The organism is Asanoa sp. NPDC049573 (assembly GCF_040676615.1).
Lineage (GTDB): Bacteria > Actinomycetota > Actinomycetes > Mycobacteriales > Micromonosporaceae > Asanoa.
In genome coordinates this window covers 61,990-81,202 of record NZ_JBFAPI010000024.1, presented here as the reverse complement: position 1 = coordinate 81,202, position 19,213 = coordinate 61,990, and the positions used below count along the sequence as shown (strand labels likewise).

Below are 19,213 nucleotides of genomic sequence, written 5' to 3'. Positions count from 1 at the left end.
GTCGACTATGGACCACCTCCGGCCGGCCGATAAGTCCTCGGTCGGATGGTTGCCCAGACCGCCAGTGCCGCGCAGCTCAGCACGATCCCGGTCGCGGTGATCGCCGGCCAGCCACCCGCCGGCCACAGGGTGGTCGCGAGCGCCGAGCCCATCGCCGCGCCGGTGAAGCTGGCCACGACATAGGTCGTGTTCAGGCGGCTGCGGGCGGCGGCCGAGGTCGCCAGGATACGGGTCTGGTTGAGGATGGCAGTCGTCTGGAAGGCGACGTCGAGCAGGACGATCGCCGCCAGCAGCAGGGTCACCGAACCGCCCGCCAACGTCGCGACCGCGTAGGCCAGCAGGATGACCAACCACGCCGCCCCGGTGGCGGGGAGAGAGCGGCCGGCGTCGTGCAGGCGGCCGGCGTTGCGGGCCGCGACCGCGCCCGCCAGACCGGCCAGGCCGAACAAGCCGATGACCGCGACCGGATACCCGAACGGCGGCCCGCTCAGCAGGAACGTCAGCGACGTCCAGAACATGCTGAACGCTGCGAACCCGAGCGCCGTCAGCGCCAGCGTCCAGCGCACCGTGCGATCACGGAACGCCAGCTCCGGCACCGAGGCGATCAGCGCGGGATAGCCGATCGAAGCCTTCGGCGGCAAGGGCGGCAGCGCGCGGTGCAGCACCACCGCGAGAACAGCCGTGACGAACGAGGCGACCGCGAAGACCGCTCGCCAGCCCGCCGCACCGGCGAGCAACCCGCTGACCGTGCGGGACGCCAGGATGCCGATCAGCAGTCCCGACGCGACCGTGCCGACCACCCGGCCCCGCCGGGCGTCGTCGGCCAGGTCGCCGGCCAGCGGCATCAGGATCGGGCCCGCGACCGTCGCCGACCCCAGCGCCGTCGTCGCGACCAGCAGCGTGCCGATCGTGGGGGCCAGTGCGCAGGCCAGCAGCGCCACCGCGCAGCACAGCAGCACAGCGACGATAAGACTGCGGCGGTCGCGTACGTCGCCCAGCGGCACGATCAGCAGCACCCCGACCGCGTAGCCGACCTGCGTCGTGGTGACCAGCCAACCGGCGGCGGCGGTCGAGGCACCGAAATCACCGGCGATCAGGCCGAGCAGCGGCTGCGCCCAGTAGAGGTTGCCGACCGCGACCCCGGCGGCGACGGCGAACAGCACCGTCAGGAAGCGGCTCATCGTGGCGCCACCACGACCAGGGCGGCCCGCCGGCCCACCGCCCACACGCCGAGCGCGAGCACGCTCAACACGACGCCCGCCGTGGTCACCGCCGCCCAGCCGCCGAAGGCCCAGAGGGTCGTCGCAGCCGCCGAACCCAGGCCGGCACCGACGAAGTTGCTGACCACGTACGCCGTGTTGAGTCTGCTTCTCGCCTCGTGCGAGACCGCGAAGACGCGCATCCGGTTGAGCAGCGCCACCGCCTGCAGGGCCACGTCGAGGAACACGATCGCGATCAGCAGCAGCGCGATGGAGCGGCCGGCGAGACCGGCGAGCACAAAGGACACCAGCACGACCACCCAGCCGGCGCCCGTCGCCGGCAGCGACCAGCCGCGGTCGTGGAGTTGCCCGGAGCGTTGTGCGGCAACGGCACCGGCCAGGCCGGCCAGACCGAAAAGACCGATGACCGAGACGGGGTACGAGAACGGCGGAGCGCTGAGCCGGAACGTCAACGCCGTCCAGAACATCGCGAACGCGGCGAACCCGCACGCACCCAGCGCCAGCGTCCACCGGACGGATCGCAACCGCAGTGCCATCGCGGGCACCGAGGCGATCAGCGCCGGGTAGGGCAGCCGGGTCTTCGGCGGCAACGGCGGGAGGGCCCGGAACAGCAGCACCGCGAGGGTGGCGGCGAGCGCCGCGGCCACCAGGAAGATGGCCCCCCAGCCGGCTGCGTCGGCCACCAACCAGCTGATCGCGCGGGCCGCCAGGATCCCGGTGAGAATGCCCGAACCGACCGTGCCCACCACCCGACCGCGATGGGCCTCCGACGCGAGATCCCCGGCCAACGGCGTGAGGAGTTGCCCCGCGACCGTGGTCAGCCCGAGCACGGTCACCGCGACGTGCAGCACGCCGATCGTCGGCGCGACCGCGCACAGCACCAATGCCGGCACCGAGCACAGCAGCATCCCGGGCACCAGCCGCCGGCGGTCGACGACGTCGCCGAGCGGCACGATCAGCAGCACCCCGACCGCATACCCGACCTGTGTGAGGGTGACCAGGTAGCCGGCGGAGGCGACAGACGTACGCAGGTCCCGGGCGATCAGGTCGAGCAGCGGCTGCGCGAGGTAGAGGTTTCCGATGGCGGCACCGGCGGCGAGGGCGAACAGAAACGTCAGCCGCCGGTTCATGGGCGCGAGGTGGCCACGACCAGGGCGCCGCGCCGCCCGGTTGCCCAGATGGTCAGGCCGACACAGCTCAGCACCACCCCCGCCGCCGTCACGGCCGACCAGCCGCCGGCGGACCACAGCGACGTCGCCGCCGCGGAGCCCAGCGCCGCGCCGGCGAAATTGCACACCACGAACGCCGTGTTGATCCGGCTGCGGGCCTCGCGGGAGACGGCGAACACCCGGGTCTGGTTGAGGATCGCGAGGCCCTGCAGCGCCGCGTCCAGGCCGACGACCGCGACCAGCAGCACGGCAACCGACGAGCCACCGGCGAGCCCGGCCACCACGAACGACACCAGGACGACCAGCCATGCGGCGCCGGTGGCGGGCAGCGACCAGCCGCGGTCGTGCAGCCGCCCGGCCCGTTGCGCGGCGAGCGCACCGGCCAGGCCGGCGAGACCGAACAAACCGATGACCGAGACGGGGTACGAGTAGGGCGGCGCACTGAGCAGGAACGTCAACGACGTCCAGAACATCGTGAACGCCGCGAAACCGGTCGCGCCCAGCACCAGCGTCCACCGGACGGTCCGTTCCCGCAGGGCGACCACGGCCACGGAGGCGATCAGCGCGGGGTAGCGCACCCGGGTCTTGGGCGGCAGCGGTGGCAGCACCCGGTGGAACAGCGCGCCCAGGGCGGCGGCCAGCACGGCGGCGACCAGGTAGATGGCCCGCCACCCGGCCACCTCGGCGACCAGGCCGCTGATCGTGCGGGAGATCAGGATCCCGGTGAGGATGCCGGACGCGACCGTGCCGACCACCCGACCTCGGCGGTCGTCGTCGGCCAGGTCGCCGGCCAGTGGCGTGAGGATCTGGCCGGCGACGGTCGTCAGGCCGAGCAGGCAGACGGCGACCAGCAGCACCCCGAGGCTCGGGGCCAGCGCGCAGAGCACCAACGCCGCCGCCGAACACAGCAGCATGCCGGCCACGAGGCGCCGGCGGTCGACGACATCGCCGAGCGGGACGATCAACAGCACCCCGACCGCATAACCAACCTGCGTGGACGTGATCAACCATCCGGTGCCGGCGGCCGACGAGCCGAAGTCGCCGGCGATCAGGTCGAGCAGGGGTTGCGCCCAGTAGAGGTTTCCGACGGCGGCGCCGGCGGCGACGGCGAACAGGAAGGTGAGTCGGCGGTCCATGGCGGGAGGCACCCCGACATGCTCACAACCAAACCCGGGCAGCGAAAGGGCCCGGCGCCAAAGCGCCGGGCCCTTCGCCGGAAAACCAGATCTCAGGCGAGACCGAGGTCGGCCTCGAAGTTGCCGGCCTCCAGACGCTCCTTGATCGCGGTCAGGAAGCGGGCGGCGTCGGCGCCGTCGACGATCCGGTGGTCGTAGGACAGCGACAGGTAGACCATCGAGCGGGGCACGATGACCTCGCCCAGGTCGGGGTCGTTGATGACGACCGCACGCTTGACCACCGCGCCGGTGCCCAGGATCGCCACCTGGGGCTGGTTGATGATCGGCGTGTCGATCAGCGCGCCGCGGCTGCCGGTGTTGGTCAGCGTGAACGTGCCGCCGGACAGCTCGTCAGGGCTGATCTTGTTGCTCCGGGTGCGCTCGGCCACGTCGGCGATCCGCCGGGCCAGGCCCGCCAGGTTGAGGTCGCCGGCGTCCTTGATGACCGGGACGACCAGGCCCTTCTCGGTGTCGACCGCGATGGCCAGGTGCTCGGCGTCGTAGTAGGTGACCTCGCCGGCCGCCATGTCGATCTTCGAGTTGACCGACGGGTGGGTGCGCAGGGCCTCCACCGACGCCAGCGCGAAGAACGGCAGGAACGACAGCTTGACGCCGTGCTGCTGGAGGAAGTCGTTCTTGGCCCGCTGGCGCAGTTGCGCGATGCGGGTCACGTCGACCTCGACCACCGTGGTCAGCTGCGCCGACACCTGCAGCGACTCGACCATGCGGGTGGCGATCGTGCGGCGGATGCGGCTCAGCTTCTCGACCCGGCCGCGCAGCGGGCTCGGCGCGGGCGCGGCCTTCGGTGCCGCGGCCGGCGCGGCCGGTGTGGCCGGTGCGGCGGCGGCGCGGGCCGCCTCCTCCTTGGCCCTGGCCGCGGCGTCCAGCACGTCCTGCTTGCGGATCCGGCCACCGACGCCGGTGCCGCTCAGCGTCGACAGGTCGACACCCTGGTCGCTGGCCAGCTTGCGGACCAGCGGGGTGACGTAGCCGTTGCCCTCGTCGCCGCTGGGCGCGGCCGACGGTGCTGCTGGGCGGGCCGGTGCGGCGGCGGCCGCCGGGGCCGGCTCACGGGCCGGCGCCTGCCGCGGCGCGGGAGCCTTGGCCGGCGCGGGCTCGGCGGCCGGCGCCTCCTGCTTGGTCTCGGCGGGCTTGGCCTCGCTCGGCTTGGCTTCGGTCGGCTTGGTCTCGGCCGGCTTGCTCTCGGCGGGCTCCGCCTTGGCCGGCGCGGCGGCCTCGGTCGGGGCGGGCGCCGGCGCCGGCGAGCCACCGGCGGCGCCACCAGCCGCGCCGATCACCGCGAGCGCGGCGCCGACGTCGGCGGTCTCGTCCTGCGGGACCTTGATCTCGAGTAGCGTGCCGGCGACCGGCGACGGGATCTCGGTGTCGACCTTGTCGGTGGAGACCTCGAGCAGCGGCTCGTCGACCTCGACGCTGTCGCCGACCTCCTTGAGCCACCGGGTGACGGTGCCCTCGGTGACGCTCTCACCGAGCGCCGGCATCGCGACCACAGTGGACTCGCCGCCTCCGGCACCGGAGTCGGCGGCCTGCGCCACGGGGGCCGGCTCCGGCTCCGCGGCGGCCTCCCGCTCGCCGGCGTCGGCCCGGGCCTCGGCCTCGGCGTCGGCCTCGGTCTCAGCCTCGGCCGACGAGACGGCGGCCTCGGCGGGCGCTGACTCCGCGGCGGGCGCGCCGCCACCGGAGCCCTCGCCGTCGATCACCGCGAGCTCGCTGCCGACCTCGGCCGTCTCGTCTTCGTGGACGACGATGCGGCTGAGCACACCGGCGGCCGGCGACGGGATCTCCGTGTCGACCTTGTCGGTGGAGACCTCCAGCAACGGCTCATCGACCTCGACGGTGTCACCCTCCTGCTTCAACCAGCGGGTGATCGTGCCCTCGGTGACGCTCTCGCCGAGGCGAGGCATGGTGACCGATACCGGCATCTCTCTCAGGACTCCTTTGTCGTGCGACCGGGGACGGGTCGGCTAGGCGTGCGCGTGCAGCGGCTTGCCGGCGAGGGCGAGGTGGGCCTCGCCGAGCGCCTCCGACTGCGTCGGGTGCGGATGGATGAGCTGGGCGACCTCGGCCGGGTAAGCCTCCCAGTTGTAGATCAGCTGGGCCTCGGCGATCAACTCGCCGACCCGTGCGCCGACCATGTGAATCCCGACGACCGGCCCGTCTTCGACCCGGACGACCTTGATGAAGCCCGCGGTCTTGAGGATCTGGCTGCGGCCGTTGCCGCCGAGGTTGTAGTTGTAGGCGGTGACCTTCTCGGCGCCGTAGCGCTCCTTGGCCTTGGCCTCGGTGAGGCCGACCGAGGCGAGCTCGGGGTCGGAGTAGGTGACCCGCGGGATGCCCGCCTCGTCGATGACGGCCGGTGCCCGGCCCGCGATCTCCTCGGCCACGAAGATGCCCTGCTGGAAGCCGCGGTGGGCGAGCTGCAGGCCGGGCACGATGTCGCCGACGGCGAAGACGTTGGGCACCGAGGTGCGCAGCCGCTCGTCGGTGACCACGAAGCCGCGGTCGAGCTTGACGCCCTGCTCCTCGTAGCCGAGGTTGGCGGTGGTCGGGCCGCGGCCGACGGCGACGAGCATGATCTCGGCCTCGACGGTCTCGCCGCCGGCCAGGGTGGCGCGGACGCCGGTGTCGGTGCGCTCCACCTTCTCGAACGGCTTGCCGACCTTGAAGTTGATGCCGCGCTTGCGGTAGGCCCGCTCCAGCGCCTTGGACAGGTCTTCGTCTTCGGCGGCGACCAGCCGGGGCAGCGCCTCGACGATGGTCACGTCGGCACCGAACGACTTCCACGCGCTCGCGAACTCGACGCCGATGACGCCGCCGCCGAGCACGATCGCGGAGGTGGGCACCCGGTCGAGGCGCAACGCGTGCTCGCTGGCGATCACCCGCTCGCCGTCGATCTCGAGGCCGGGCAGGCTGCGCGAGTAGGAGCCGCTGGCCAGGATGATGTTGCGGCCGGTGTAGCGGGTGCCGTCGACCTCGACGGCGTCGGGTGCGACGAGCGTGCCGTGGCCCTCGACGTACGTGATCTGCTTGGCGCTCTTGACCAGGCCCTGTAGGCCCTTGTAAAGGCGGCCGACGACGCCGTCCTTGTAGGTGTTGACCCCGGCCATGTCGACGCCGAGCAACTCGGCCTTGACCCCGAACGACTCGGCCTCGCGGGTCTGGTCGGCGATCTCACCGGCGTGCAGCAGCGCCTTGGTCGGGATGCAGCCGCGGTGCAGGCAGGTGCCACCCAGCTTGTCTTTTTCGATCAGCGCCACGGACAGGTCGAGTTGGGCGGCGCGCAGCGCGGCCGCGTAGCCGCCGCTGCCACCTCCGAGGATCACGACGTCGAAAGTTGCGTCGTTCGGCTGGCTCACAGTCATCTCCCAGGTCGCGCGGGCTACCTCGGCCATCTTGTCACTTGTGGAGCCTGGCCGCGTAACGAGGTACCCGGCGATGTTGCGCTGGGACGTACGCTTGCGGCAGTCTTCGATGTCCGTTTCGTAGGGGAGGGTCGGTGTCCTGGTTCCGGCGCCGGAGAACAACCACCGGTCGGCAGGGTGAAAGACCGGCAGCGCAGGCCGATCTCGACCATCTTGAGGGCTTTGTCCGCTCTCGTCGCGGCGTCGAAGCGTTCATCGAGCCGAAGACGACGGTCACGGAGACCACAGTGATGCTGATCGCACACGACGGCGAATGGACCCGGCGGCGGATCGACGGCCCCGACGGCGCCCGCCGGTTCGCGCACAAGATGGCGATCCCGATCTACGACGTGCGCCTCGTCGGCTACCCGCAGCGGATGCGCGACTACAACGAGCGACGCAAACGCGCCGCCAACTGACTCACGAAAGAGCCCCACCGCGTACGCGATGGGGCTCTTCGCTTGATAGGGCCTATTCGGCCGCGATCCGGTCGACCAGTTCCAGCAGGGTACGGATCGGCACGCCGGTGCCGCCCTTGCTCCAGTGCCCGGTCGGCTCGCCCGAGTGGTAGCTCGGCCCGGCGATGTCGATGTGCGCCCACGGCACGCCCTCGGCCACGAACTCGCGCAGGAAGACGCCGCCCTGGAGCATGTGACCGGCCCGGTCCATCCCGGCGTTGACCTGCGAGATGTCGGCCACGTCGGAATCCATGCCGGTGCGCACGTCGTCGGGCAGCGGCATCGGCCACGCCGCCTCGCCGACCGCGTCGCCGGCGTCGCGGACCCGCTCGCACATCTCCGTCGCGCCCATCACGCCGGCGACCCGCTTGCCGAGCGCGATCACCTGACCGCCGGTGAGCGTCGAGGTCTCGAAGAGGTAGTCGCAGCCGTCGGCGCAGGCCCGGGCGATCGCGTCACCCAGGATCATCCGGCCCTCGGCGTCGGTGTTGAGCACCTCGACCTTCTTGCCGTTGAACATCGTGACGACGTCGCCGGGGCGGTAGGCGCTGGCCGACGGCATGTTCTCCGCCATCGGCAGATAGCCGCTGACCTCGACGTCGGGCTTGAGCGCGGCGACGGCGAGCAGCGTCGCGGCCACCGCGGCCGCGCCGGCCATGTCGCTCTTCATCTCCCACATGCCCTGCGCGGGTTTGATGGAGACGCCGCCGGTGTCGAACGTGATGCCCTTGCCGATCAGGGCGACCCGCTTGTGCGGCCCGTCACCGGCCGGCGTGTAGGTGAGCTTGACCAGCCGCGGCGGTGCCGAGGAGCCGAGGCCAACCGCGAGGATGCCGCCGTAGCCGCCCTCGCGGAGCTGCTCCTCGTCGAGCACCTCGATCCGCAGCCCGGCCTCGCCGGCGGCCGCGGTGACCGCGTCGGCGAACTGCGGCGGGCGCAGGTCGTTGGGCGCGGTGTTGACCCAGTCGCGGCACAGGCCGACCACGCGGGCCACCACCAGCGCCCGGTCGACCTCGCCGAGCGCGGTCTTGTCGGCGGCGTCCGGCACGTGCACGGCGATCTCGCCGACCGGCAGCCGGACGGCCGGCTTGGTCTTGTAGCCCGGGAACCGGTAGGCGCCGAGCAGCGCACCCTCGGCGACCGCGCGCAGCGCGGCCGGCGCGTCCTCGTCGTCGGGCAGCGGCAGCGCGACGGCCACCGACCCGTTGCCGGCGAGGGCGCGGACCGCGGCGGCGGCACCCCGGCGCAGCGTCTCCGGCGCGGGGGCGGCACCGGTCGGCTCCGGACCGAGGCCGACCACCGCCACCACCGGCGCGGCCACCGTGCCCAGCGTCGCGACCTTGGTCACCTCGCCGGCGGCACCGGACGCGCCCAGCCGGGCCAGCGTCTCGGTCAGCCTCCCGTCGAAGGCGGCCGCGATGCTCTCCGCTCCGCTGGCCAGCAGCAGGGTGCCGGCGAGCCCGGGCGGCCCGTCTCCGCCGTTGTCGGCGACGCTGTGCACGCCGATGACGATCGCGTCGGTGGTCAGTTCGGCGGGGTCGGTGTCGACGAGGCTGAGGGCGGTGGACTGGGGCGCGGTCACGCGGCGGCTCCGGGCTGGGCTGCGGGTCGGTCGCTCTTGACGACCGGCCGATCAAGGGTGGACTTGCTTCCGGCCGAAAACCTACCGACCAGGAGACGGGGTTGTCCCGCCGATGCTAACCATCGTCGCCGGTCCCGGTAAGTTGCCACCCATGACCGACGCCGTACCGCGCCTTTCTCCGATCCACGACCGTCACGTCGCGCTCGGTGCGAAGTTCGCGCCGTTCAGCGGCTGGGAGATGCCGCTGGAATACCCCGGCGGCGGCGTGATCCGCGAGCACACCGCTGTGCGTACAGCGGTGGGGATCTTCGATGTGTCACACCTCGGCAAGGCCCGGGTGCGCGGCGCGGGCGCGGCCGCGTTCGTCAACGCCTGCCTGGCCAACGACCTTGACCGGATCGGCGCAGGTCAGGCGCAGTACACGCTCGCCTGCGAGCCGGCCACCGGCGGCGTGGTCGACGACATCATCGCCTACCGCTACGCCGACGACCACGTCTTCCTGATCCCCAACGCGGCCAACACGGCCGAGGTGGTCCGCCGCCTGCGGGAGGTGGCGCCGGCGGCGTTGACGGTGACCGACGAGCACCCCGACTACGCCATCTTCGCGGTGCAGGGTCCGGCGTCGGCCTCGGTGCTCGGGGCGCTCGGCCTGCCCACCGAGCACGACTACATGAGCTTCGAGCCGGCCTCCCTGGAGGGCGTCGACCTGGTCGTCTGCCGCACCGGCTACACCGGCGAGCACGGCTACGAACTGGTCGTGCCGGCCGCCGGCGCCGGCGTGGTCTGGGACGCGGTGCTCGCGGCCGGCGACTCCGCCGGGATCCTGCCGTGCGGCCTGGGCGCCCGCGACACGCTGCGCACGGAAATGGGGTACGCGCTGCACGGCCAGGACCTCAGCCCGGAGATCACCCCGGTGCAGGGCCGGGTCGGCTGGGCGGTCGGCTGGAGCAAGCCCGAGTTCTGGGGCCGCGAGCCGCTGCTGGCCGAGAAGGCCGCGGGACCGCGCCGGACGCTGCGCGGCCTGGAGGCCGTCGGCCGGGCCATCCCGCGCCCGCACATGACGGTGTACGCCGGTGACCAGGTGATCGGTGAGACCACCAGCGGCACGTTCTCGCCGACCAAGAAGGTCGGCATCGCGCTGGCCCTGCTCGACACCGCCGCCGGGGTCAAGGACGGCGACATCGTCGAGGTCGACATCCGCGGCCGGCGGGCCGAGATGAAGGTGGTCAAGCCCCCGTTCGTGACCCCGTCAGTGCGTTAGCACCAGCACCAGCACGGTCGCCGTGGCGGCGACCTCGACCGCGGCGCCGAGCACGTCGCCGGTGATCCCGCCGAGGCGGCGCACCGCGTGCCCCACCAGCAGGCCGCCGGCCAGCAGCCCGGCGGCCACCGCGAGCGGGCCCTGCCAGGGCCGGCCCGGCACCGCGGGCACCGCGGCGGCCGCGACCAGCACCGTGCCGACCGCCAGGGCCGGTGCCCGGACGGTGCCGGCGACCAGGGCGCCCAGGCCGTCGGGGCGGGCCGCTGGCACCCCCCGGCGGCAGGCCCAGGTGACCGCGAGCCGGCCGGTGCCGAGCGCGACCGCGCCGGCGAGCACCGCGCCGGCGCCGCTCAGGCCGCCCAGCGCGCCCGCCTGCAGCAGCACGACGACGACCAGCGCCACCACGCCGAACGGGCCGATGTCGGGACGCTTCATGATCTCCAGCGCGGCCGGGCCGGAGCGGTAGGAGCCCAGCCCGTCGACGGTGTCGGCGAGGCCGTCGAGGTGCAGGCCGCGGGTGAGAAGGGCGACCAGCCCGACCCCGGCGGCACCGCCGACCAGGTCGGGCGCGCCGGCCGCGTGCAGCAGGGCGGCCGTGCCGCCGGCGGCCGCGCCCAGGGCGGCACCGACCAGCGGGGCCAGGCCCATGGCGGCGCCGGCCGCGGACCGGTCGACCCGGCCCGCGCGGACCGGCAGGACGGTGAAGGTGGTCAGCGCCAGCCGCAGGCCGTCAGGCACCGCGGGCGGGCTCGTCCTTGTCGCTGTCGTCGCGGGCCGGCTTCGGCTGGAACCAGGCGTCCAGCGCCGACGGCTCCGGATCGGGCTGCCAGGTCAGCGACGTGCCGTTCTCGGCGGCGTCGCGCGGCGCGGGAGCCGCGGCCGGTGCGGCCGGCTCGGGCCACGCGGTCTCCTCGGCGGCCGCGCCGGCCGGTTCCGGCCACGCCGTCTCGGCCGCGGGCGCGCCGGCGGCCTCCGGCCGCGCCGTCGCGGGGGCGGAACCGGCCTCGGACCAGGCCGTCCCGGCCGACGAAGCGCCTGCGGTCTCCGGCCCCGCCGCCTCGGGCGGGGAGCCGGGCCCGGACCCGGCGGTGTCGGTGGCGGTGTCGGCCGAGGTGGCCGGTTCGGACCAGGCCGGTTCGGACCAGCCCGGGTCGGCCGCCGCGGCGCCTTCGTCCGGCCCGTCCAGCGAGTCCTGCGCCGGCTCGTCGTCGGGCGCCACGGCCGGGTGCACCGGCAGCGCGGCCGCCAGGGCCAGCGCCGACCGCAGCAGCGGCAGCGCGGCCAGCGCGGTGGCGCCCTCGCCGAGGCCGAGCCGCAGGTCGAGGATCGGGGTGAGGCCGAGCACGTCGGCGCCGAGCTTGACCGCCGGGTCCTGGCCGTGATCGGGCAACAGGCACCAGTGCCGGGCCTGGCCGGCCAGGTCGCGGGTGACCAGGGCGGCGGCGACGCCGACCGGGCCGTCGATCAGCACCGGCAGCCGGCGCGCGGTGGCACCCAGGATCAGGCCGGTGGCCACAGCGATATCGCCGCCGCCGACGTCGACCAGGACCTGCTTGGCGCTGCGGGCGTTGCGCCGGACCCGGTGCATCGCGTCGCGGACGGCGGCGCAGCGGATCATCCAGGCGTCGTCGTCGAACTCGGTGCCGGGCACGACCACCCGGCCGAGGGCGTTGGCCGGTTCGGCGCCGGTGGTCGCGGCCAGCACGGCCGCCGCGGCCGCCTCGGAACCGCTGCCGCACGCGCCCACCAGGAGCACGTCGACGCCGGCGTCGGAGGCCTCCTCGGCCAGCCGCCAGCCGTAGCGCAGCGCCGCCTCGACCTCCTCCAGCGTCAGCACCGCGCGCTCTTCCATCGCGGCGCAGGCCGGCGCGTCGACGACCTGCAGTGTCGCGCCGGCGTCGGCGGCCAGCCGGGCGATCGGGCCCTGGCCGGCACGGGCCTGCTCGGCCCGGCGCCGGGATTCGCCCGGCAGCGTGCCCGCGGCCGCGCCGCCGTTGTGGTCGCCGCGGATCAGCACGATGCGCGGCGCGCGCCACGGCTGCGGTGTCGTGCGGCCCTGGGTGGCGGCCGCGAACTCGACGACCTTCTGCAGCCCGCCGAAGCCGGCGCCGCCCAGGTCGAGGGTGAGCAGCCGGTCGCGGGCCTGGGCCGGGGTGAACTCGTCGGGCATCGGCAGCGCCATGCCCTGCTGGATGACCAGGCCCGTGGCGATCGCCGGGAGCATCGTGGTCGGTGCCGACCAGGCGGGCTGGTCGACGACACCCGCGGGGGCCGCGTCGGCGTCGGCGGCCGGCGCCGGGGTGAGCACCTCGGGCGAGGTGGCGGGCACGACCGGAGCGGCCGGCGCCGGTGCGGGCGGCGCGGCCGGTGCGGCGGCGGAAACCCCTTGCTTGAGCCACGCGGTCTGGCCGGCCACGACCAGCGCGACCGCGTCGGCGACGGCGGCGACCGCCTGGTTGGTCGTACCCAGCGCGTCGGTGTAGGCCCGGCCGACCTGGCTCAGCGGCACCAGCGAGAGCCCGACCTCGGAGCTGACCAGGATCAGCCGGGCGTTGCTCTCCCGGACCGCGGTGGCCAGGTCGGCGATCGTCGCGAGATCGTCGGCCGGTTGCCGCTCGGGGTCGATCAGCGTGGTCACCCAGCCGCCGAGGTCGTCGATGAGCAGCGTCTCACCGTCTTCGGCCGACGAGATGATCTCGAGCAGCCGGTTGGGGTCGTCGCCGGCCTCCTCGGTCGGCCAGGAGGTCGGCCGCCGCTCGCGGTGTGCCGTTATCCGCTCGTCCCAGTCGGGGTCGTCGACGGCCCCGACGCGCGCGGCGGTGGCGACATAACGGACAGGACCGCCCTCGCCTACCAGGGATTCTGCAAACTCGGACTTACCAGACCGGATCCCGCCGAGGACGAGAACGGAGCGCCAGCCGCTTACGGACATGCCCCGTACCTTACGGGCGCGACCTATGGCTCGGGGTAGCGGTGGTGGCCCGACTAGGCTGTGTGGGGTCCAGATCGCGAGGGGAGCAGACACGATGCCGTGGAGCTGGCGGTACGAGGGAGCGGACGGCAAGCCGGTCACCGGCCCTGCCGAGACGTTCGGCAGCCAGGCCGACGCCGAATCATGGATCGGTCAGACCTGGCGCGACCTCGCCGGAGCCGGTGTGGCCACCGTGGTCCTCGCCGAAGACGACCGGGTCGAATACCGCATGCCGTTGGCGCCGGCGCCGGCCACCGAATGAGCGACTGGGGCCGCGACTACCGGCTCGTGATGGGCGTGCCGCGGGCGGCGTTCCGACCGAGCGCGATCTTCCTGGCCCTGGTGGCACTGTTCGCCCTCAGCGGCCTGATGGCCTGGCACCAGGTCACCCCGCGCTTCGCGGTCTTCCTGTTCGTCGTGTCCGGCTGGCTGGTGTCGCTGTGCCTGCACGAATACGCGCACGCCCTGGTCGCCTACCGGTCGGGTGACCGTGACGTGGCCCATCGGGGCTACCTGACGCTCAACCCGCTCAAATACAGCAACGTGCTCTTGTCGATCATCCTGCCGGTGATCGTGGTGCTGCTCGGCGGCATCGGCCTGCCCGGCGGCGCGGTCTGGGTCGACCACGCCGCGATCCGCGGCCGGCTGCGCAAGTCGCTGATCAGCCTCGCCGGCCCCGGCACCAACCTGCTGTTCACGCTGGTGCTGCTGATCCCGTTCGCGTTCGACCCCAATGTGTTCGCGCACCTCGAGTTCTGGTGCGGTGTCGCGCTGCTGGCGTTCCTCCAGCTCACCGCGACCGTGCTCAACCTGCTCCCGGTGCCCGGGCTCGACGGCGGCAACATGATCCAGCCGTGGCTCAAGCCCAACACCCAGAAGGTCTACAGCACGCTGGCGCCGTACGGCTTCATCCTGCTCTTCGCCCTGCTCTGGCAGCCGACGATCAACCGCTATTTCTTCGACGCGATCTTCTGGATCGGCGACGGCCTGGGGCTGGACCGGCAGCTCTACGCCTTCGGCTTCGAGCTGATCCGCTTCTGGGAGCGTTAGGGCCGCTTCGGCACTGACGACAGCGGCGCGGCCCGGGTGGGCCGCGCCGCCGCCGGAAACATCAGGCGCGGATGTCGCGCGGCGACTCGGTCTTGGCCGGGTCGCGCTCGACCAGCCCGCCGATCGCCTCGTCGATCTGCTTGAGCAGACCTTCCTCGAGCTTCACGCCGGCCGCCTTGACGTTGTCGTGCACCTGCTCGGGGCGGGTCGCCCCGATGATCGCCGAGGCCACGTTGGGGTTCTGGAGCACCCACGCGACCGCGAGCTGGGCCATCGTCAGCCCGGCCTCGTCGGCCAGCGGCTTGAGCTTCTGCACCGCGGTCAGCACCTCGTCGGTCATGAACCGCGAGATGAAGCCGGCGCCCGACTTCTCGTCGGTCGCCCGCGAGCCGGCCGGCGGCGGCTGGCCCGGCAGGTACTTGCCGGTCAGCACGCCCTGTGCGATCGGCGACCAGACGATCTGGCTGATGCCCAGCTCCTCGGACGCCGGCACCACCTCGGCCTCGATCACCCGCCACAGCATCGAGTACTGCGGCTGGTTGGAGACGAGCGGGATGTGCAGCTCGCGGGCCAGCTTGTGTGCCGCGCGCAGCTCCTCCGCCCGCCACTCGGAGACACCGATGTAGTGCGCCTTGCCGGCGCGGACGACGTCGGCGAACGCCTCCATCGTCTCTTCCAGCGGCGTCGAGTAGTCGTACCGGTGCGCCTGGTAGAGGTCGACGTAGTCGGTCTGCAGGCGGCGCAGCGACCCGTCGATGGACGCCATGATGTGCTTGCGGGACAGGCCGCGGTCGTTGCGGCCGGGGGTGGCGGTGGTGTCCGGGCCCGTGGGGACGGTGGGCCAGTACACCTTGGTGAAGATCTCGAGGCCCTCGCGGCGCTGACCCTTCAGCGCGCGGCCGAGGACGGCCTCCGCGCGGGTGCCGGCGTATACGTCGGCCGTGTCGAACGTCGTGATGCCCGCGTCGAGCGCGGCAGAGACGCACGCGACGGCGGCGTCCTCCTCGACCTGGGAACCGTGGGTGATCCAGTTCCCGTACGAGATCTCGCTGACCAACAGGCCGGATCGGCCTAGGTGACGGAATTCCATGTGAGACACATTAACCAGATACGAATCCGTCACCCATCCGCGGCCGATCTTGTCACAGCACCGGCTTGGTGTCGGCGAGCAACCGGTCGATCTCCTCGGTCACCGCCGCCCGGCTGCCGTGCTCGATGTCGATCAGCGGTTCACCCCGCCGGTCGAGCGCGCCCCACAGCCCCTGACCACCGCCGACGAGGAACGCGACCGGGTGGATGACCAGCGCCGGGTAGCGCGGCGGCACCAGCACCCGCCCGTTGCGGTCGACCACGCCCTTGCGCCCGCCGGAGTCCACGACGGCCAGTCCCTCGTCGGTGAAGCCGTCGACGTAGCGCCCGTCGGTCAGCGCGGTCGCGAACCCGGTGTATTGCGGCGGCAACACGGTGCGACCGCTCTTGTCGATCGCGCCCCACGCACCCCGCTTCACCGCGGCGACCCCGCCGCGGAACGGCCGCACGTCCTCGAAGCCGATGTTGATGACGACGTCGCCGGACTTCGCGATCGCGAGCCAGTTGCTCCGCCCGTTGTGCGAGACCCAGGCCAGCCCGTCGTGGAAGGAGCCGACACCCAGATAGCCCAGCGAGGCGAAGATGAGCACCTCGCCGGACTCGTCGATCAGCTCCCACGGCTCGGTCTCCGGCCGGCGCACCCAGGCGACGCCCTCCCGGAACGGCTGCACCTCGGCATAGCTCGGTGCGATGGCCCAGTCACCCGCCGCGTCCACGTACCCCCAGCGCTGCACCTTCTCGCTGAACGACGGCTTCGGCGGCTTGTGCAGCTGGAGGATCTCGTCCTCGTCACGCGGGTAAGGGCCGAGCCCGTTCGTGGCCACCTTGGCCAGCACCGCGTCGAGCGCCTGCTCGGTCCGCGCGATCAGCTCCGGGTCGTCGACCTTGCGCAGGTCGAGGGCCTTCTCGAAGTGGTTGCAGGCCTCGATGTAGCGACCCTGGTCGTAGCAGGACCGGCCGGCGTGTTCGTGCATCGTGGCCCGCAGCCGGTCGGGCAGTTCGGGGGAGTTGGCCAGCGCGTTGAGCCGGTCGGCCTCGGCGTAGTCGCCCCGCCACTGCAGCACGTGCGCCAGCCGGGCCTGCGCGATCGCGATCCGGCGCAGCTCGCCGGTGGCCTCGGCGTGCGCCAGCGCCAGCTTGCCGTCGGAGAGCGCCTTGCCGAGGTCGCCGAGGATCCGGGAGACGACCGCGCGCAGGCTGAGCAGCCGGGCCCGGGCGGCGTTGTCGGTGGCGACGTCGACCTTCGCGGTGAGCTGATCGCGGATCGCCCGCAGTTCGTCGGGGTCCTCCACCAACTCGCGCAGCGTCTCGTGGTGGAACCGCCATTGATAGGCGGCCAGCACCTGTTCGGGGTCCTTCGGCTCGGCCTTTTCCTCTTCCGCGTCGGGCTTGACGACGGGATGCAGCATCGTCGGCGCCCGCAGGGCGGTCGCGGCACCGGCAGCGGTGCCTTCCGGCACCGGCAGCACGGTGTCCGCGGAAGCCTTCTCGTCCGGCTCGTCGGTGGTTTCCGGCTCAGCAGGGGATACGCGCGACGGTGCGGGACCGGTCTCCTCGGCCGCACTGCCGCCCGGTGCGGCGTCGGCGACCTCGGGCTCGTCGGCCGGCGTCCCGGCGCTGTCGTCGGGCGCGGTTTCCGGCGGTTCCACCGTCTCCGCGACAGGCTCGGGCTCGGGCTCCGGGTCCGCCGCCGGTGCTCCCGCCTCGCCGGCGCTCACCGCGACAGGCTCCGGCTGTGGCTCCGGTTCTGGTTCGGCCGGTGGCGTGGATACCGGGCGGACGGCCTCCTGCAGGTCCAGTCGCAGGCCCTCGACGATCGGCGGTCTGGGCTTCGCCGGTTCCGCCGCGACCGCGGGCTCCTCGGCCGGTGCTGGCTCGACCGTGGCCTCGACCACCGCGACCGCCGGCTCCTCGACCGGTGCCGGCTCGACCGTGGCCTCGACCACCGCGACCGCCGGCTCCTCGACCGGTGCCGGCTCGGTTTCGGCTGCCGGCTTCTCGACGGGTGCCGGCTCGGTTTCGGCTGCCGGCTTCTCGACGGGTGTCGGCTCGGTTTCGGCTGCCGGCTTCTCGACGGGTGTCGGCTCGGTTTCGGCTGCCGGCTTCTCGACGGGTGCCGGCTCGGTTTCGGGTGCCGGCTTCTCGACGGGTGCCGGCTCGGCCTCGGCCACTGCGGCCACCGGCTCCTCGGCGGGCGCCAGCCCGGCCTCGGCCTCAGCCGCCGCGACCGCCAGTTCCTCGACCGGCGTGGCCGGCTCGACCGGCTCGCTCGGCGCGGCCGGCTCCACCGTTTCGGCGGCCGGTGTGGGCGCGGCGTCGTCGGCCGCGGCGGCGAACCAGCCGACGTCGTCGCGGGCCGCGGCAGGCTTCGGCGTCGGCGGCTCGTCGCCGACCGTCGCCGCGTGCAACTCGTCGTCGGCGAGCCGCCGCGGGTAGGCCGGTGCCGAGTCGCCGGTGCGCGGCGCCGGCACCCGGACGCCGGTCGCCGCCTCAGCCGACGTCTCGGCGGCCGGCGGGACCTCCCCGACGGGCGGCCGGACGTCCCGCCCGGCCGGCTCCGGCACGAACGGCGCCGGCGGCGCCGCGACCCACGGGTCGGGCGTGCCACCGTCGCGCCCGGGCCGGCGCGGTGCCTCGACGAGCCGTTCCGGCTGGCGCGGCGGAGGCGGCGACAGCGGAGCGGTCGGCAGGTCGTCGACGTGCGCGGGCGGGGAAGCGGCCGGGCGCCGCGGCGCCTCGGGCGCGTCGGTGAATCTCGGCGCCACCGGCTCGCGATACGCCGCGGGCCGTTCCTCGGCGGGACGCACCGGCTCGCGGAAGGCGGCGGGCCGCTCCTCGGCGTAACGCGGCGGCACCGGCTCCCGGAACGGCACCGGACGCTCGTCGCGGCGCTCGGGCGCCGCCGGCGGCCCGGGCTGCCGGTAGGCGGCCGGCCGCTCCTCGCGGTAGGGCCGGCGCTCCGGCTCGGGAATCCGCTCGCGGACCGGCGGCCCGTCCGGGTAGCCCGGCGACACGGGCTCGACGGGCCGCTCGCGGCGCGCGGGTACGGCCGGGGACGCCGGTTCCGCGGGCCGCTCGCGGCGGGCGGGTGCGGCCGGCTCGTCGCGGTAGGCCGGCGAGACGGGTTCGACGGGCCGCTCGCGCCGGACGGGTGCGGCGGGTTGGTCGCGGTAGCCCGGTGAGACGGGTTCGACGGGCCGCTCGCGGCGAGCCGGTGCGACTGGCTCGTCGCGGTAGGCCGGCGACACCGGCTCGACCGGCTGCTCCCGGTAGCGCGGATCGCGCGGCGGCGGCCCGGCGGGCGTGCCGCGGCGGTCTTCCCAGCCGCCGGGCCGATCGGGGCGCCGTGGCGCGTCGTCGTAGGGACCGACCCGCTCGTCGTAGGGCCGGCCACGGCGCGTCTCGTCGTGCAGCGCGGCAGGCCGGTCGACCTGACGCGGCGGCCCGGCCGGCCGCCGGCCCGGCGCCCGCTCGTCGGGGAACGGCGGCGCGTGCGGGTCGACCTCCCGCGGATACCCCGGCGACACGGGCCCGGCCGGACCGCGCCGGCCACTCCGCGGACCCTGCTCCCACGGCGGCGGCCCGAGCGGTTCGTCGTGGGCCGGCCCACGCCCCCGGCCCTCGGCGGGTCCGCGCCCGCGTCCGTCGAGGAAGGCAGCGTCGCGCGTCCGGTCGTCAGCGGGTCCGCGCAAGCGCTCGTCGAGGAAGGCGGCGTCGCGGCCACGGTCGTCGGCCGGTCCGCGACCGCGTCCGTCGAGGAAGGCGGCTTCGCGCCCACGGTCGTCGGCCGGTCCGCGACCGCGTCCGTCGAGGAAG

14 protein-coding genes and 1 pseudogene are annotated in these 19,213 nt (G+C 73.9%); 5 read left to right on the top strand and 10 right to left on the bottom strand.

The window, feature by feature from the left end; translation table 11 throughout:
• Positions 1-5 precede the first annotated feature (5 nt).
• The 5 genes from AB0J74_RS34730 to lpdA form a co-directional block, all read right to left on the bottom strand.
• Positions 6-1,181: an MFS transporter gene (locus AB0J74_RS34730; RefSeq protein ID WP_363456055.1), complete on the bottom strand. Its 1,176-nt coding sequence runs from the start codon at positions 1,179-1,181 to the stop codon at positions 6-8.
• Positions 1,178-2,350: an MFS transporter gene (locus AB0J74_RS34725; RefSeq protein ID WP_363456053.1), complete on the bottom strand. Its 1,173-nt coding sequence runs from the start codon at positions 2,348-2,350 to the stop codon at positions 1,178-1,180. Before AB0J74_RS34725 ends, AB0J74_RS34730 begins: the two co-directional genes overlap by 4 nt.
• On the bottom strand, positions 2,347-3,525 hold the full coding sequence (locus tag AB0J74_RS34720) for an MFS transporter (protein ID WP_363456051.1): 1,179 nt from the start codon (positions 3,523-3,525) through the stop codon (positions 2,347-2,349). The genes AB0J74_RS34725 and AB0J74_RS34720 overlap by 4 nt, the downstream gene beginning before the upstream one ends.
• A gap of 92 nt (positions 3,526-3,617) precedes the next feature.
• On the bottom strand, positions 3,618-5,507 hold the full coding sequence (gene sucB / locus AB0J74_RS34715) for a 2-oxoglutarate dehydrogenase, E2 component, dihydrolipoamide succinyltransferase (RefSeq protein ID WP_363456048.1): 1,890 nt from the start codon (positions 5,505-5,507) through the stop codon (positions 3,618-3,620).
• Positions 5,508-5,549: 42 nt separating this feature from the next.
• Positions 5,550-6,977, bottom strand: coding sequence for a dihydrolipoyl dehydrogenase (gene lpdA, locus AB0J74_RS34710; protein ID WP_363456045.1), 1,428 nt, complete (start codon positions 6,975-6,977; stop codon positions 5,550-5,552).
• Between the two features lie 104 nt (positions 6,978-7,081).
• Here lpdA and AB0J74_RS34705 point away from each other — a divergent pair, with 104 nt between their 5' ends.
• Positions 7,082-7,405: a hypothetical protein gene (locus AB0J74_RS34705; RefSeq protein WP_363456043.1), complete on the top strand. Its 324-nt coding sequence runs from the start codon at positions 7,082-7,084 to the stop codon at positions 7,403-7,405.
• A 52-nt stretch (positions 7,406-7,457) separates the two neighbouring features.
• Here the strand turns inward: AB0J74_RS34705 and AB0J74_RS34700 are convergent, their stop codons facing one another.
• Complete coding sequence (locus AB0J74_RS34700; RefSeq protein ID WP_363456040.1) at positions 7,458-9,026, bottom strand: leucyl aminopeptidase; 1,569 nt, start codon at positions 9,024-9,026, stop codon at positions 7,458-7,460.
• 151 nt (positions 9,027-9,177) lie between these two features.
• On the opposite strand from AB0J74_RS34700, the gene gcvT reads away from it, so the two are divergent.
• Positions 9,178-10,287: a glycine cleavage system aminomethyltransferase GcvT gene (gcvT, locus tag AB0J74_RS34695; protein WP_363456037.1), complete on the top strand. Its 1,110-nt coding sequence runs from the start codon at positions 9,178-9,180 to the stop codon at positions 10,285-10,287.
• Here gcvT and AB0J74_RS34690 read toward each other — a convergent pair.
• Together AB0J74_RS34690 and AB0J74_RS34685 are read right to left on the bottom strand one after the other, a co-directional pair.
• Entirely contained in the window at positions 10,276-11,025 is a 750-nt protein-coding gene (locus AB0J74_RS34690; protein WP_363456034.1) for an adenosylcobinamide-GDP ribazoletransferase, read from the bottom strand. The two genes, gcvT and AB0J74_RS34690, sit on opposite strands and share 12 nt — an antisense overlap.
• A gap of 466 nt (positions 11,026-11,491) precedes the next feature.
• Positions 11,492-13,219: pseudogene (locus AB0J74_RS34685) on the bottom strand (bifunctional adenosylcobinamide kinase/adenosylcobinamide-phosphate guanylyltransferase); the annotation flags it as partial.
• A 94-nt stretch (positions 13,220-13,313) separates the two neighbouring features.
• On the opposite strand from AB0J74_RS34685, the gene AB0J74_RS34680 reads away from it, so the two are divergent.
• Entirely contained in the window at positions 13,314-13,520 is a 207-nt protein-coding gene (locus AB0J74_RS34680) for a hypothetical protein (RefSeq protein ID WP_116075079.1), read from the top strand.
• On the top strand, positions 13,517-14,308 hold the full coding sequence (locus AB0J74_RS34675) for a site-2 protease family protein (protein WP_363456031.1): 792 nt from the start codon (positions 13,517-13,519) through the stop codon (positions 14,306-14,308). Before AB0J74_RS34680 ends, AB0J74_RS34675 begins: the two co-directional genes overlap by 4 nt.
• A gap of 61 nt (positions 14,309-14,369) precedes the next feature.
• On the opposite strand, the gene AB0J74_RS34670 is transcribed toward AB0J74_RS34675, so the two are convergent.
• Positions 14,370-15,398: an aldo/keto reductase family protein gene (locus tag AB0J74_RS34670; protein ID WP_363456028.1), complete on the bottom strand. Its 1,029-nt coding sequence runs from the start codon at positions 15,396-15,398 to the stop codon at positions 14,370-14,372.
• Between the two features lie 52 nt (positions 15,399-15,450).
• The gene (locus tag AB0J74_RS34665; RefSeq protein ID WP_363456025.1) at positions 15,451-18,924 is read right to left on the bottom strand and encodes a WG repeat-containing protein; all 3,474 of its coding nucleotides are present in this window, start codon (positions 18,922-18,924) and stop codon (positions 15,451-15,453) included.
• A 69-nt stretch (positions 18,925-18,993) separates the two neighbouring features.
• On the opposite strand from AB0J74_RS34665, the gene AB0J74_RS34660 reads away from it, so the two are divergent.
• On the top strand, positions 18,994-19,213 hold a 220-nt coding region (locus tag AB0J74_RS34660), incomplete at its 3' end, for a hypothetical protein (protein WP_363456023.1).